Below are 15,180 nucleotides of genomic sequence, written 5' to 3'. Positions count from 1 at the left end.
CCTTACAAAACTTTAATTTTTTTTTTGTTCTTTTGCCCACTTTAAAACAATATAAATAATGCAGAAATTTGATGCCATTCGACCGTTTTATGATTCCGAAATAAATGAAGCACTTCATGATGTTGTCAATCATCCGATGATGAAAACCATGATGAACTTTACTTTTCCGGAAGTTGAAGATGAGGTTTGGAAGGATCAGTTAAAGAAGACGCATTCGATACGCGATTTTCAGTGTAATTTTATTTATAACACGATACAAAAAGTTCTTGAAAAAAGTTCTGAAGGCTTAACAACTTCTGGTTTTGAAAAACTTGAAAAAAATACTTCCTACTTATTTATCTCCAACCATAGAGATATCCTTTTAGATACTACTTTGCTTAATGTTTGTTTGTTCGAACATGGTCTGGTTATGACGGCATCTGCAATTGGAGACAATCTGGTTAAAAAAGCCTTTCTGGCAACTTTAGCAAAGTTAAACCGAAACTTTTTGGTTTTAAGAGGATTAACACCTCGTGAAATGCTGCAAAGCTCTAAATTACTATCAGAATATATCTGTCAGTTATTACAGCGTGAAAATCGCTCGGTTTGGATTGCACAAAGAGAAGGAAGAACAAAAGACGGAAACGATGAAACCAACCCGGGAGTTTTAAAAATGATTGGAATGGCATCTGACGAAGAAAACTTAATGGATTATTTTAAGAAATTAAAAATCGTTCCGGTTTCCATTTCTTACGAATACGATCCTACGGATGTTTTAAAAATGCCGCAATTAATGGCAGAAGCAAACAACGAAGTTTACGTTAAAGATAAAAATGAAGATTTCATGACCATTTTAAGTGGTATCATGGGAACTAAAAAAAGAATACATATTTCTGTTGGCGATGTTTTAGATGCTGAAATCGATCAGATTGCCGCAGAAAATGACAATGTTAACAAGCAGGTTCAGGCTTTGGCACAAGTTATCGATGATACGATTTTGAAAAACTACCAATTGTGGCCAACCAACTTTATTGCCTATGATATTTTAAACGAAACAACAAGATTTTCTCATTTATATAAAGAAAATGAAAAATCGCTTTTTGAGCGTCGTTTAGAAATGCGTATCGGAAGTGATAATCCTGTTACAAGACAAGGATTTTTGGCTATGTATGCTAATCCGGTTGTCAATAAATTAAAATACCAAGATGTCATCTAAAGCAAAAATACTTTTGATTTATACCGGAGGAACGATCGGTATGAGCAAGGACTTTGAAACTGGAGCGCTTAAAGCATTCAACTTTAGTAAATTAATCCAAAAAATTCCCGAAATTAAACAGTTAGACTGCGAAATCGAATCTGTTTCATTTGAAAACCCGATAGATTCATCAAACATGAATCCGAAAATGTGGACCAAAATTGCCACAATTATAGAGGAAAATTATGTTTCTTATGATGGATTTGTCGTTCTTCATGGTTCTGATACTATGTCATATTCAGCTTCAGCATTGAGTTTTATGCTGGAAAATTTAGCAAAACCAGTTGTTTTTACAGGATCTCAGCTGCCAATTGGAGATTTGCGTACTGATGCTAAAGAAAACCTTATTACAGCTATTCAAATTGCTTCACTTCAGGAAAATGGAAAACCTGTAATTACTGAAGTCTGCTTGTATTTTGAATATAAATTGTACCGCGGAAACAGAACGTCAAAAGTAAATGCAGAACATTTCAGGGCTTTTACTGCACCAAATTATCCAGAATTGGTAGAATCCGGCGTGCATTTGAAGCTGAACAAACATTTATTTCTTCCTGTAAATAAAGACGCCCAACTGATCGTTCATAAAAATTTAGACAATCATGTAGCTATCATAAAAATGTTTCCGGGCATGAGCGAAATTGTTTTGTCTTCAATCCTGGCAACTGCTGGTTTACTCGGAATTGTTTTGGAAACATACGGTTCAGGAAATGCTCCAACCGAGGATTGGTTTTTAAATTTAATTGAAAAAGCTATTCAATCCGGAATGCACATTGTAAACGTTACGCAATGTTCAGGCGGAAGTGTTAATATGGGTCAATATGAAACCAGTACGGCCTTAAAATCGCTTGGAGTTATTTCGGGAAAAGATATCACTACAGAAGCTGCTATTACAAAATTAATGTATCTGCTGGGCCATCATATTCCGCAAAATGAATTTAAAGATGTTTTTGAAACAGCACTTCGCGGGGAAATATCTTAAATTAAAAATTCTAAGTTTTTAAATTCCAAATTCCAATTTTTACGATATGATTAACTTTGACAAAGTTTAATTGGAATTTCTATACTCAACCGGACAAGTCTCCATTTCCTGAGCAGATTTTTGTTTTTTATAATAAACATAAACTAAAACAGAAAGAATGCAAATAATTCCCTGAATGGCTACAGTCGCTCTAACACCAAGTGAGTGAGAAACATATCCGATAATTAAACTTCCCACAGGAATCATTCCCTGATATGCCATCATGTAATAGCTGATACTTCTGGAACGCATATTGACGGCGCTGTGTGTCTGAATGTAGATATTAATGGAAGAAGTTTGGCCCATCATTCCTATTCCGCTCAAAGTCATACAGATAAGTGCAATCGTTATACTGCTTGATACGGCTAAAATAATAATACTGAAACCTAGTAGTAAACTTGCTGCAATCATCAGTTTGTTCATGTTTTTAGATGATTTTAAGTTGGCAAGATAAATAGCAGATAAGACAGAACCAATTCCGGCAGCACTTTCAAACCAGCTGAAAGTTTCGGCATTTCCGCTAAAAATATCTTTTGCAAATACAGGCATTAAAGTATTAAACGAAATCACAAACATACTGCTGACGGTTAACATCAAAAGCATTCTGGCCATTTCAGTTTCTTTTTTTACATAATCAAGGCCTTCGATAAGGTCGTCAATCATGTTCAGTTTATTTTCGGCTTTAATGTGCGGCGTGATTTTCATCATCAATAAAGAAATCAAAACAGGAATGTAGCTGAAAAAATTCCCCATAAAACAGAAATCTTCTCCATAAGTATGCAGAATAATTCCGGCCAGTGCGGGTCCGGCAATTCGGGCAAAATTATTTAAGGTTGAATTTAAGGCAACTGCATTGGGTAAGTCTTCTTTATCATTCACAATGTCTATCATCATGGTTTGTCTGCAGGTCATATCAAAAGCATTAATAATTCCCTGAATAAGACTTAAAGCGAGAATAAAGTTAATGTTATAAATTTTGAAATAAATCAGCAATGCCAGGGCCCCGGCCTGAATCATTGCGGCAGATTGCAATACAAGCATTGATTTGTGTCTGTCGTAACGTCCGATAATACTTCCGGCCAACGGAGCAAGAAATAAAGAAGGAATCATACTTAAAAAAGTAGCAAGTCCCAGCAAAAATACAGATCCTGTTATACTGTAAACCATCCAGCTTACAGCGGTTTTCTGCATCCATGTACCAATAACTGAGACAGATTGTCCATAAAAGAATAACTTGAAGTTTTTTGATTTTAACGCTTTAAACATGATCTTAAATATTTAATACAAAGGTCGCGATTATGATTTCATTAGAAAAATTAATAATTTTACTTATAATAAGTATTAAAACTTATCGATATGGAAATTTATCAATTGGAGTATTTTATTAAAACGGCTGAGGTTCTGCATTTTACAAAAGCTGCCGAATTGTGTTTTGTTACGCAATCCGGACTTTCACAACAGATAAAAAAACTGGAAGAAGAACTCGGTCTGCCTTTATTTAAAAGAATTGGCAAAAAAGTACAGCTTACAGAAGCCGGTTCTGTTTTTTTAATTCACGCCAAAAAAGTGGTCGAAAACGTAGAAAACGGGAAACAGGCCATTGAAGATTTGAATGAAATGATTGGCGGCGAACTCCGAATTGGTGTTACATATATTTTTGGTTTATTGATTCTTCCTGTCGTTAATGCATTTGCTAAAAAATATCAGAATCTGAAAATTGTTGTAGAATACGGAACTACAGAGGCTTTAGAACAAAAACTTATTAATAATCAATTAGATGTTGTTTTAGTTATTTCTTCACATGAAATTGAACTGCCTATTCAAAAAGTGCCTTTGTTTACGTCGCATATGGTTTTGGCAGTTTCCAGGAACCACACTTTAGCAGATTTGGATAAAATTGCCTTTAAGAAAATAGAAGAAATTCCTTTGGTCTTGCCCGGAAAAGGATCAAATTCGAGAGAGTTCGTCGAAGAGTTATTTCAAAAATTTAATATGAAGCCTAAAATCTCCATAGAACTGCATTCTATACATGCATTGCTGCAAATGGTAGAGAACAGCGATTGGGCGACAATTGTGGCAGAAAAGGCTTTAAAAGGCTGGGATCAGCTAAAGGCAATACAAATTACAGGTGTCGCAACCAAAAGAGAATCTTTTATGTTAACTATTGGCGGCTATCAAAAAAAGGCCGTAAAATTATTTATGGAAGAATTTAGAAAGAGTATTTAAAACTAATCTTAGATTTTATTTTTGAAACTCGATTTTTTTTGTGTTCTTTGCAGACCAAAATAGAGAGGTGTCCGAGTGGTTGAAGGAGCTAGCCTGGAAAGCTAGTATATGGGTAACTGTATCGAGGGTTCGAATCCCTTCCTCTCTGCGAATAAAGCCGCAATTTCGTCTTAAAGAAATTGCGGTTTTTTGATTTAAAAATATAGCTATTTTAGTAATTTATAAAAAATAACGGGATTACTAAAAATTCAAACGATAACATGAAAACAAATATTTCAATTTTTATTCTTTTAGTACTCATCTTAATTTCTTGTGAAAGAGAATGTCATTTGACTCCAATTCCTAAAGCTGTTTTTGATTTAGGTAAAATCGAAAAAAAGATCATGGTAACGAGTGGAAATGAAATTGACAGCCTAATTCTTGTTGATAAAATTGAAGATTATATAAAGACATCTTTTAAAGGACCAATGAATGTGCGTGATTGCGAGCATTATAAAAGCTATAAGTTTAGTTTTAAAACAGACGATATTGATGTGTCTGTTAGAAAATATGTTGAAGATACACTACAATTAGATGTCCTTTCTTTTGGTATATGTGATAATTCTGATGATAGAACTATTCCAGAAAAAGAATTATCATTAAACAAAGAATATATTTTTGAGAGAAAAGAGAATTGCGATACAAGTATTATAAAAAGGATAGTTCTAAAAGGATATCTGATTCAATCTATTACAACATCTGATAATAAAACATGGACTGTAAAGTAAAAACAGCGACATATAAAAGCCAATATTATTCCATAAAAACATATTAGTAAGTACTATAGATTTCCAGCGCTAAAAAGGTTTTTAAATTTAATTATTATATATTTGGCACCATTGTCAATGATATAATTTTAATGAATTTACCCCCTTATTCGCCAGGATTGCATAAACTGGTTACTTTACATGTCGATCAAATTTCGAAGCTCACCAACAGTACAAGGTTTGTTGATATTACACATTCCATTTTAGAAAAATATGAACTTGAAAAAGTAGGTGTAGTTGTTCATGATTTTGACAACAATAGTTTTACAATTTCATTCTGCCTTAAAGAATCACATATCTGCATACATACCTGGCCAGAATATAATCAGCTTACATTAGATGTTTATTTATGCAATTATCTTCAGGATAATTCAGAGAAAGTACGAAATGTTATGGCCGATTACATCACTTATTTTGATGGAAAAATTATTAAAGATTTTGAAATTAACCGATAAAGCATGAAAATTCCTTGTTACGATTGTAATACAGAAACCGAATTAGAGGTTGGTTTTGAGGTAATAAATTTTGTTTGTCCTGTTTGTCACAGTTTATATGTTCGTGATAAAGAAGATGGCTTTCGCCGAAGATCACAATATAAAGGCGTCGTGGCTGATCAGCCCTTATCTGTTGGTGATGTTGGTTTTTTGAAAGGAAGCGAATATAAAGTTACGGGTATATTATTCAAAAAAACGCATCCTGAATATCGATGGACAGAGTTTATACTTCAAAATGACAAAAGTGAGTTTATTTATCTTTCGCTTTCAGATGGACATTGGATGCTGCTTACAGAAATGGAAGAGACTTTTAATGTTAAGTCACATCCTTTAACTTTAGAACATAATAACCTCGATTACGATATTTATAATTATTCTAATGCCATTATAGAAAATGCAGAAGGTTTTTTTGATTTTGCACTGCCGCAAAATAAAATAATTCCTGTTGTTGAATATATCAGGCCGCCTTATATGATTTCTATTGAAGATATGGAAGGTGCTGAAACGGCTTTTTATGGAGAATATATTAAAAAGAAGGAAATTAGTAAAGCGTTTAAAAAGAATAACCTCCCAGATCAATATGGAGTAGGCGTTATTCAGCCGGCAAAATTTAATCTTAAAGATCTGGCTGTTATTTTTTGTTTTACGGCACTCTTAATTATTACCACAAATTGGTATATATATAAAGATCAGTTTGAGCAGAATGTATTTTCTAAAACAATACGATTCAGCGAATTCGACAACAAAGAAATTACAAGCGATGCATTTGTACTAAATGGAGGTTCGGCTCCAATTACGATTAAGGTTTCTACGGATGTTAATAATTCATGGGCAAACATTAATGTCGCTTTGATAAACGAACAAACAAATGAAGAAATATATGCCAGCAAAGACATAGAATACTATTACGGATATACAGATGGAGAATCATGGACGGAAGGAAGCAATTCTGAAGAGTTTAATATTTGTGGAGTAAAAGCAGGCAAATACCATCTTTTAATAACACCAATGAAAGCTCCTGAGGATGTTAATAATAGTGAAATGCGTATTAATGTTGTTTGGAATGAACCTTCTAGCAGAAATGTATGGATTGTTATTATTGTTTTGATTACCATTTATTTAATAATAAGATTTTATAGTTACAATTTTGAAAAAGAGAGATGGGCAGACAGCTCTTATTCTACTTTCACCGAATAAATAGTTATGAAAAAAATTTCTGATTTTATATATAATAATCTCTTTTCTATAGCACTTGGCCTGTTTTGCTTTGGTGTGTATCTTTATTTTACAATTGCAGGAAACAGAATCTGCGATTGCGAAACCACAGAAAATTATAAACCAACAGGTCATTCATCCGTTAATCATTTTTATCATAAATAACATTTAATAATATGGAATTAATACATACGCAGCCCATCGTTAATTCAATCATTTTTTCTGTTTTAGGAATTATCATTCTTTTAGCGGCCTATTTTATTATCGAAAAGATCACTCCCGAAAACACTTGGAAAGAAGTTGTGGAGAAAAATAATATCGCTGTCGCAATAGTTTTGGCAGCATTTATCATCGGAATTTCGATGATTGTTAGCGCAGCAATTCATGGGTAAAAATTTTCTTAGGTTTGAATTTCTTTTACTGTTTGCAGTTTTTATAATTGCAACCTGCGGCCTTATTTATGAGCTTGTCGCAGGAACGTTAGCAAGTTATTTACTCGGCGATTCTGTAAAACAATTTTCATTTATTATTGGAGTTTATCTGTTTTCAATGGGTATCGGCTCATTTTTTTCAAAGTTTTTTCATAAAAACTTACTTAATACTTTTGTCGAAATCGAGATTTTAGTCGGTTTGATTGGAGGTTTAAGTTCAGTAGTTTTATTTTTATTATTCGAAAGCGTCGGATCCTTTCAGTTTATTCTATACCTGTTTGTTTTTATAACCGGTTTTTTAGTCGGACTCGAAATTCCGCTTTTAATGAATATTTTAAAGGACAAAGTCGAGTTTAAAGATTTAGTTTCGAACGTTTTTACATTCGATTACATCGGAGCTTTGCTGGCATCTATACTTTTTCCTTTGGTTTTGGTGCCAAAATTAGGAATAATGGGAACGTCACTTTTCTTCGGAATGATTAATGTGAGCATTGCAATTGCGCTTTGTTTTCTCCTAAAAAAAGAATTAAAAAAATCTTATTTTTTAAGAATTAAAGCTATTTTTTCATTTGTGGTTTTGCTTGTTGTTTTTGTTTTTTCAGATTCGATTTTGTCTTATTCTGAAGGAAAATTATACGGAGAAAATATTATTTACACTAATTCAACTCCCTATCAAAGAATTGTTTTAACCCATAACAAAAGTGATTACAGACTCTATTTAAACAATAATTTACAATTTAGTTCTGCTGATGAATATCGCTATCATGAGGCTTTGGTTCATCCGGTAATGTCAATAGCTAAAGATGTAAAAAATGTTTTGGTTTTAGGCGGCGGCGACGGTCTGGCTGTTCGTGAAATCCTAAAATATAAAGACGTTCAAAAAGTAACTCTGGTCGATCTTGATGAAGGAATGACCAAACTTTTTAAGACTAATGATGTACTTACAGGTTTCAATAAAAATTCATTAAACAACCCTAAAGTTATAGTCATAAATACAGATGCTTATATTTGGGCAAAAAGCTGTAAAGAAAGATTTGATGCTGCCATAATAGATTTTCCGGATCCGTCAAATTACAGTTTAGGAAAATTATATTCGCTTAATTTTTATCAAACCGTAAAAAGCATTTTAAAGCCAGATGCAGCAGTTGTAATCCAGACTACATCACCATATTTTGCTCCAAAATCATTTTGGTGTATTAATAAAACAGTAATGCAGGTTTTTCCGCAGACAGATGCTTATCATGCTTATGTTCCATCGTTTGGAGAATGGGGTTACACCATTGCCATAAACGGTTTTGGATCGACCTTTAATGATGTAAAAAGAAAAGTTCCGGGATTGAAATTCTACAATTATCAATTTGACCGATTTAATTATTTTACCAATGATATGATTTCAAACCAAATAGAAATTAATCGTTTAGACAACCAGATTTTAGTACGTTATTTTGATGAAGAGTGGGGAAAACTGCAATAATGGGAGGAGAAATTTTGTAAAAGGAATTGCTGCTTCACTGCTTTTAATTCCTTTTTTACAATTTTGTTCAGATAAAATAGCTGTTCTGATGATTCGTTTATCAGGAACAAATCATCTTTTGGGACATCGATTATGGATAAAAGATTTTCCAAAGCCAGAACAGCAAATAAACATTCCGTATTTAATTATTGGCGGCGGAATTTCAGGTATGAGTGCTGCGCGTCAGTTTCATAAAAAAGGTATTTCGGATTTTGTAGTTATTGAAATGGCAGATCATTTAGGAGGGAACTCTTCAAATGGTCAAAACAAATATTCTAAATATCCTTTGGGAGCACATTATCTGCCGCTTCCCAATTTTCAGGACAAAGAACTTTTAAATTTCCTTGAAGAAGAAAAAATTATTCTGGGTTATAATAAAAACGGACTCCCTGTTTTTGATGAATTGCAATTGACTTTTGCACCAGCAGAACGGTTGTTTTACAAAAACAACTGGCAGGAAGGAGTTGTTCCAAAAGAAGGCAATTCAGAGACAGATAATAAAGAATTTCAACGTTTTTTTACGCAAATGGATGCTTTTAGAATTGCAAAAGGCCAAGATCAAAAGTATTTATTTAATATACCAATTTATCTTTCGTCTAAAGATGAAGAGGCGAGAGCCTTAGATAAAATTACAATGCAAAAATGGTTTGAGAACAATAATTTCAAATCAGAACCTTTATTTAATTATATTGATTACTGTTGTAAAGATGATTTTGGATTAGGAATTGAATATGTTTCGGCATGGGCTGGAATTCATTATTTTGCTGGAAGAAAACAAGATGCTTCTGCAGAAAAAAATGAAAACGTTTTGACATGGCCTGAAGGCAATGCCAGATTAGCATATCATCTTAAAAAATATACAGAACAAAAAATCCTTAAAAATCATTTGGTTTATGATGTAAAAATCGAAAAAAATAAAGTTGTTGTCCGGGCATTTGATGACACTAAAAAGATTTCTGTCGAAATTATTGCTGACAAAGTCATTATGGCCACACCTCAATTCGTAAACCAGTATCTGATTAAAGACCGAAAAGCGTTTACAAAAAACTTTCATTACACACCTTGGCTTTTAGCAACCTTAGTTGTAAACAATTTATCAGATAATTTGAGCTTTCCGCTTTCGTGGGATAATGTAATTTATGATGCAAAAGGATTAGGTTATGTTTATGCACAGCATCAGTCATTAAATCAGGTTCAGGGTAAAAAAGTAATTACATATTACTACAGTTTTTCATCTGGAGATTTAAAAAAAACACGGCGAGAAATTTATAAAAAAAATAAAGAATATTGGAAACAATTTGTCTTTAATGATTTAAAAATTGCACATCCAGATATTGAAAATGATTCAGAAGACATGGAAGTTTTTTTATTAGGACACGGAATGATTTCTCCTGTTCCTGATTTTATTTTTGGTCAAGCCAAAGAAAAAGCAGCAAAGGATATTGAAAACCGAATCTATTTTGCCCATACCGATTTGTCCGGAATTTCGATTTTTGAAGAAGCTTTTCATCAGGGAATTAATGCTGTAAACAAAATTTTAGATGCAACAACCTTGGATTCATAAAGCTAAAACAGATTCCTTATTTATTATTGGACCGTCGTTTTTTGTGCTGGCTGTTATTTTTGTTTTTCAAAATTATATTACTGTTATAGAAAATTATTACTCTTTTTACAGCTGGCTTTTTTTAATTGTTTTTATTGATGTAGCCCATGTCTATGCTACTTTATTTAAAACATATTTTGTAAAAGATGAATTTCGAAGAAATAAAAAAAGACTAATTCTTTTACCGTTAATTTGTTTTACAACGAGCTTGGTTCTATTTTCACTCGGAAGCTTGGTTTTTTGGTCTTTTTTGGCTTATGTTGCTGTTTTTCATTTTGTTAGGCAGCAGTACGGTTTTGTGAGATTATATACCCGCAAAGAACCTAAAACAAAATTATCAGTCACCATTGATAATCTGGCAATTTATGCCTCAACAATTTATCCAATGTTGTTTTGGTTTTTTTCTCCGGAGAGAAAGTTTAACTGGTTTGTTGAAAATGAATTCCTTCAATTTGAAAATAAAACTATTCTGCCAGTTTTGCTTTGGATTTATATTGCCATTTTATTAATTTATGCCATTCGAACATTAACTATATCATTTAAAAATAAATTCTTTAATATTCCTAAAAACTCCATTATTTTAGGAACAGCTCTTTCATGGTATTTCGGTATTGTTTACTTTAATGATGATCTTATTTTTACAGCTCTGAATGTAGTTTCGCATGGAATTCCATATATGGCTTTGGTTTATTTTAAAGAAATTGAAAATAGAGAAAATAGTAAAAAATCAGGCTTTTTCAGTTTTCTAAAAACTTATAATGCGGTATTTGTTTATGTAGCTATTTTATTGATGATTGCTTTTACAGAAGAGTTCTTTTGGGAAGTTTTTGTGTGGAATGAAAACATTTCAATCAGCACTATTGATTTTTCTGGCTGGCAGTTTTTATTAGTTCCTCTTTTAAGTGTACCTCAGTTCACACACTATCTGCTGGATGGATTTATCTGGAAGTCTAAAAAAGAAATATAAAAGCATCTTGTTTTGTCAAAATTCTAGCAAAACAAGATGATTTTTTATCAGGATTAAAAATAACCTAACTTTTTTCGGCAGAATTTAACCACACTACATTTTGTTCTGATTTGTGATCCTGACCATTAATGTCTTTGTATAATTCGGGTCTTCGGGCTTTTATGTAGCGATAACCTCCGGCCTGAATGCATTTTTCGGGCGTAACAACTGCTGTTGCAAAAGAATCATCAAAAGTGCGGCATTCTGCCAATATATCTCCAAAAGGATCTATAATCATAGAACAGCCATTTTTTAACTGGTCATCGTCCATACCAATAGGATTTGAAAATATGACATAAACAGCATTATCGTAAGCCCTTGCCGGCAGCCATTTCATTAACCAGCTGCGGCCTTTCATTCCATCAAATTCTAATCTTAGGGAAGTAGGATCTTTTTCGCGGTTTTCCCAAAGCTGTGGCGACACAAAACCGGCACCTGGTCGTGTAGAAGGTGTGCACATTGTTACGTGCGGCATAAAAATAATATCGGCACCTAAAAGCTTTACAGCGCGGACATTTTCTATAATATTATTGTCGTAACAAATTAAAATGCTGCATTTCCAGCCTTTGATTTCAAAAATACAGTAGCTGTCACCAGGCGTTAAATAAGGATTTATAAACGGATGCAGTTTTCTGTATTTAGCCACTAAACCATTTTTGTCAATGCAAACCTGGGTTTTGAATACATTGTCATTTTCATCCTTTTCAAAAAGTCCGGCTAAAATTACGATGTCATTTTTTTGGGCAATTTCAGTTAGTTTTAAGATGCTTTCTCCACTGGGAATAATTTCAGCCAAATCCAGCATTTGTTCTTTTGATAAATGCATTGCAAATGTATATCCGGTGATTGAGCATTCGTGAAAAGAAATTACGTCGCAGCCTTCTATTGATGCTTTATGAGAAAGTTTTTCGATTACAGATAAATTGTAGTTTTTATCGCGGCTTTTATGCTCAAACTGAGCAGTGGCAATTTTTAAATTTTTCATTTTGTACGCTATTAATAATTAGTCAAAAATAGCGCTGTCCATATTTTAAAAATTGTACAAAACCGACATTTTAAAATGTCAAAGCAGGGATCGTTTTATAAGATTGCTGGTTAATTTTCCCGTGTTGTGTAAATATTCTTTCGGGGTAATTCCGGTGTGTTTTTTAAATTCTTTAATTAAATGAGATTGATCTGAAAATCCGGCATCATAACAAACTGCCGTTAAATTTGTATCATCTGTTTTATATTTTAACAATTTTAAAAAATGATGCAGCCTGAATACACTCCCTAATTTTTTAGGATTTAATCCAATACATTCTTTGAATTTTCTTTCCAGATGTTTTTCGCTGTAACCCATATATGAAGCTAATTGTTTGGCAGAAAAACATCCTTTATTATTCATAATAAATTGCAATGAATTATTTATTATAAACTGATTTTCAGCTGGTTTTACAGTAATCATAGCTCTAAAAAAACGATTTAAAAGCTCAACTCGTTTTTCGTTGTTTTGTTCTGATAACTTTTCTTCAAGTACAATTGCTTTTTCGCCAAATATATCTTCAACAGGAATAATGGAATCATAAAATTCATTTGCGGGAATTCCTAATAACTGATTTATTCCGCTGGGTTGAAAAACAACAATTATAAGGGTTACTTTATTTTCAGAATATAAATCTTTAAAACCGTTAAGTTGTCCGTACAAAAAGCAAGATGGCAGGTAATCTTTTACTTCGTATTTACTAATTCCGGAAATAAGTCTGCTTTTTAAAGAAAACACAACACCGGTATTGCCATCAGAAAATAAGCGAAATTTTTGTACAGCAGCTTCAGTATTATCTAAAAAAAGATAATGTTTGATATAAGGAGACAAATCTTTTGGAGCACCAACCTGCATAAATAAATTACTTAATTACGAGTGGTAAAAATAGTTTATTTTACTTTAAATAATTTTTTAGGGTAATTTTCCTGTGATTTTGATTCTCGTAAAATTTAAGGCTAATTCTGCAAAGCCACTTTTATTTTAGGCAGAATACGCTCCACAAACAACGCATAAGCAGATTCTGAGGGATGTAAACCATCTGAAGCAACCAGACTTGTATTCGTTAATCCGTTTCTGGTAATGTCTGTAATGGAAACAAATGTCACACCATTCATCATACAGTAATTTTCGGCAAAAGTATTGTATTTGTTTATTTCATTGGTAATCTTCATTCTTCCATCGGTGCCAAACATCATTCCGAATGAAGTGTAAGCGTAATCCGGAATAGAGAGTACCACTACATTTTTTTTATCGCCTTTGGCCAATGCAATTGCTTTGGTAACCAGCTCTGGAAATTCTTTTTCATAAACAGAAAAATCTCTTCCCTGATATTGATTGTTTACGCCAATTAAAAGTGTTACTAAGTCGTAATTGGAATCCGGATTTTGTTCTTTAATGGCGGTTAGTAAATTATTGGTTGTCCAGCCGGTTGTTGCAATAACTTTTAATGAAAAACTGGTTTCAGGATAAATTGCTTTTAAACTGGTTTTTAATTGTTCCGGATAACGACAGGTTTCACAAACGCTCTGACCAATAGTGTAACTATCTCCTAAAGCCAGATAATTTACGGTTTTAGAAATTGGAGTTGTTGGAATTTGTGTTGTTGGAGGTGTTACGGGCGCAGGCGACACAGGTTTAGGTGTATCTGCAGAAGATTCTTCTGTACTGCAGCTTAATAAAAATGCGGAAACAATAACGGTAACTATTTGTTTGAACTGAGTCTTCATAATTTGTTTATTTAGGCTGGTTTTAAACAAATAGTTACGTTAAATATACTTTTTTGGTTTTTATACCATTTCTGTTTTTAATAGAATTTGTTCTTCAATAGCATTCCAAAGTCCGATTCTTTTTTCTAATGCAAGAATTGAAACTTCTTCAACTTCTTTCCACTTTTGAGCGTCATCTTCGCATAAATCAGTAATCATCTGCATTGCCATTGGTCCGTGCTCATCGGCATCAAGTTCAATATGTCTTTCGAAATAATAAAGTAATTTACTTAAATCTGTATCCGGAAGATTTTTTTGAAAGTTTGCGAGGATTTCGGTAAACATACTCGGAATTAAATCTTCTCTTCCAAAAGTAAATGCGGCGGCGATTTGATGTGGTTTTCCTTCTTCTATAACTCTGAAAGTAAAATCTAGGAAAGCTTTTATTTCCGGATGAAGTGAACTTTGTTTTATAGCAACAAAAATGTTGTGAAGCGAATTTACCGAAGCTAAAAACTTGTTGATTTCTGTAATATCTGCACCACAATCTTCCATTGCTTCAAGATACATTTCGTAATGGCTTTGTCTTCTTCCGTCAATACTTAAATCAGTTTCTTCGGCAAGAACAATTTCATTAATTAAATATCTTGTTTCAGGGTTTTTAGTAGCAAACCAAGGAGTTGTTGTACAGGTAAGTTTGGCTTGAAGTGCTTTTAAAAGTGACATAAAATCCCAAACAGCAAAAACATGATTTTCCAGAAAACTATGTAAGTCATCAATACTTTGGATTTTGTTGTATAATGAATGATTTAAAAGCTGATCTTTTTGAGGTTGAATGCTATTGTTTATAGTTTCAATATTCATTTATATAAATTTTGGTGCAAAGATAAAAAGCTTCCCGGTT

At 32.8% G+C, this 15,180-nt stretch carries 15 protein-coding genes and 1 tRNA gene; 11 read left to right on the top strand and 5 right to left on the bottom strand.

Annotated features, from left to right (window positions below):
* Positions 1-58: 58 nt before the first annotated feature.
* Together ASE21_RS05630 and ASE21_RS05625 are read left to right on the top strand one after the other, a co-directional pair.
* Entirely contained in the window at positions 59-1,195 is a 1,137-nt protein-coding gene (locus ASE21_RS05630; protein ID WP_057121588.1) for a 1-acyl-sn-glycerol-3-phosphate acyltransferase, read from the top strand.
* Positions 1,185-2,213 carry an asparaginase gene (locus ASE21_RS05625; RefSeq protein ID WP_057121587.1) on the top strand — a complete coding sequence of 343 codons (1,029 nt, stop codon included), beginning with the start codon at positions 1,185-1,187 and terminating at the stop codon, positions 2,211-2,213. Before ASE21_RS05630 ends, ASE21_RS05625 begins: the two co-directional genes overlap by 11 nt.
* 66 nt (positions 2,214-2,279) lie before the next feature.
* Here ASE21_RS05625 and ASE21_RS05620 read toward each other — a convergent pair whose 3' ends face one another.
* Positions 2,280-3,518 (bottom strand): MFS transporter, encoded by a 1,239-nt coding sequence (locus tag ASE21_RS05620; RefSeq protein ID WP_057121586.1) that lies wholly within the window; start codon positions 3,516-3,518, stop codon positions 2,280-2,282.
* 90 nt (positions 3,519-3,608) lie between these two features.
* Between ASE21_RS05620 and ASE21_RS05615 the strand changes: the two genes are divergently transcribed.
* From ASE21_RS05615 to ASE21_RS05575, 9 genes are all read left to right on the top strand, one after another.
* On the top strand, positions 3,609-4,478 hold the full coding sequence (locus ASE21_RS05615; protein WP_057121585.1) for a LysR substrate-binding domain-containing protein: 870 nt from the start codon (positions 3,609-3,611) through the stop codon (positions 4,476-4,478).
* A gap of 61 nt (positions 4,479-4,539) precedes the next feature.
* A tRNA-Ser gene (locus ASE21_RS05610) sits at positions 4,540-4,626 on the top strand.
* Positions 4,627-4,738: 112 nt separating this feature from the next.
* On the top strand, positions 4,739-5,245 hold the full coding sequence (locus tag ASE21_RS05605; protein WP_128414658.1) for a hypothetical protein: 507 nt from the start codon (positions 4,739-4,741) through the stop codon (positions 5,243-5,245).
* 131 nt (positions 5,246-5,376) lie between these two features.
* Positions 5,377-5,739 carry an S-adenosylmethionine decarboxylase family protein gene (locus ASE21_RS05600; protein WP_057121583.1) on the top strand — a complete coding sequence of 121 codons (363 nt, stop codon included), beginning with the start codon at positions 5,377-5,379 and terminating at the stop codon, positions 5,737-5,739.
* Positions 5,740-5,742: 3 nt separating this feature from the next.
* A complete protein-coding gene (locus ASE21_RS05595; RefSeq protein ID WP_057121582.1) occupies positions 5,743-6,975 on the top strand; it encodes a DUF4178 domain-containing protein in 1,233 nt (410 codons plus the stop codon).
* 194 nt (positions 6,976-7,169) lie between these two features.
* Positions 7,170-7,385, top strand: a complete 216-nt coding sequence (locus ASE21_RS05590; protein WP_057121581.1) for a DUF350 domain-containing protein — start codon at positions 7,170-7,172, stop codon at positions 7,383-7,385.
* A complete protein-coding gene (locus tag ASE21_RS05585; RefSeq protein WP_057121580.1) occupies positions 7,378-8,898 on the top strand; it encodes a polyamine aminopropyltransferase in 1,521 nt (506 codons plus the stop codon). The genes ASE21_RS05590 and ASE21_RS05585 overlap by 8 nt, the downstream gene beginning before the upstream one ends.
* An 88-nt stretch (positions 8,899-8,986) precedes the next feature.
* Positions 8,987-10,501: an NAD(P)/FAD-dependent oxidoreductase gene (locus ASE21_RS05580; protein ID WP_057122340.1), complete on the top strand. Its 1,515-nt coding sequence runs from the start codon at positions 8,987-8,989 to the stop codon at positions 10,499-10,501.
* A complete protein-coding gene (locus ASE21_RS05575; RefSeq protein ID WP_057121579.1) occupies positions 10,479-11,507 on the top strand; it encodes a hypothetical protein in 1,029 nt (342 codons plus the stop codon). Before ASE21_RS05580 ends, ASE21_RS05575 begins: the two co-directional genes overlap by 23 nt.
* Positions 11,508-11,571: 64 nt before the next feature.
* On the opposite strand, the gene ASE21_RS05570 is transcribed toward ASE21_RS05575, so the two are convergent.
* The 4 genes from ASE21_RS05570 to ASE21_RS05555 all read right to left on the bottom strand — a co-directional run bounded on the left by ASE21_RS05570 (position 11,572) and on the right by ASE21_RS05555 (position 15,140).
* Positions 11,572-12,531 carry a nitrilase family protein gene (locus ASE21_RS05570; protein ID WP_057121578.1) on the bottom strand — a complete coding sequence of 320 codons (960 nt, stop codon included), beginning with the start codon at positions 12,529-12,531 and terminating at the stop codon, positions 11,572-11,574.
* A 78-nt stretch (positions 12,532-12,609) separates the two neighbouring features.
* Entirely contained in the window at positions 12,610-13,425 is an 816-nt protein-coding gene (locus ASE21_RS05565; RefSeq protein WP_057121577.1) for a helix-turn-helix domain-containing protein, read from the bottom strand.
* Positions 13,426-13,526: 101 nt separating this feature from the next.
* On the bottom strand, positions 13,527-14,297 hold the full coding sequence (locus tag ASE21_RS05560) for an SGNH/GDSL hydrolase family protein (protein WP_057121576.1): 771 nt from the start codon (positions 14,295-14,297) through the stop codon (positions 13,527-13,529).
* Positions 14,298-14,357: 60 nt separating this feature from the next.
* Entirely contained in the window at positions 14,358-15,140 is a 783-nt protein-coding gene (locus tag ASE21_RS05555; RefSeq protein ID WP_057121575.1) for a DUF3050 domain-containing protein, read from the bottom strand.
* Positions 15,141-15,180 lie beyond the last annotated feature (40 nt).

The sequence above is a fragment of the Flavobacterium sp. Root901 genome (genome assembly GCF_001429765.1).
Lineage (GTDB): Bacteria > Bacteroidota > Bacteroidia > Flavobacteriales > Flavobacteriaceae > Flavobacterium.
This window is presented reverse-complemented; position numbering and strand designations above follow the sequence as displayed.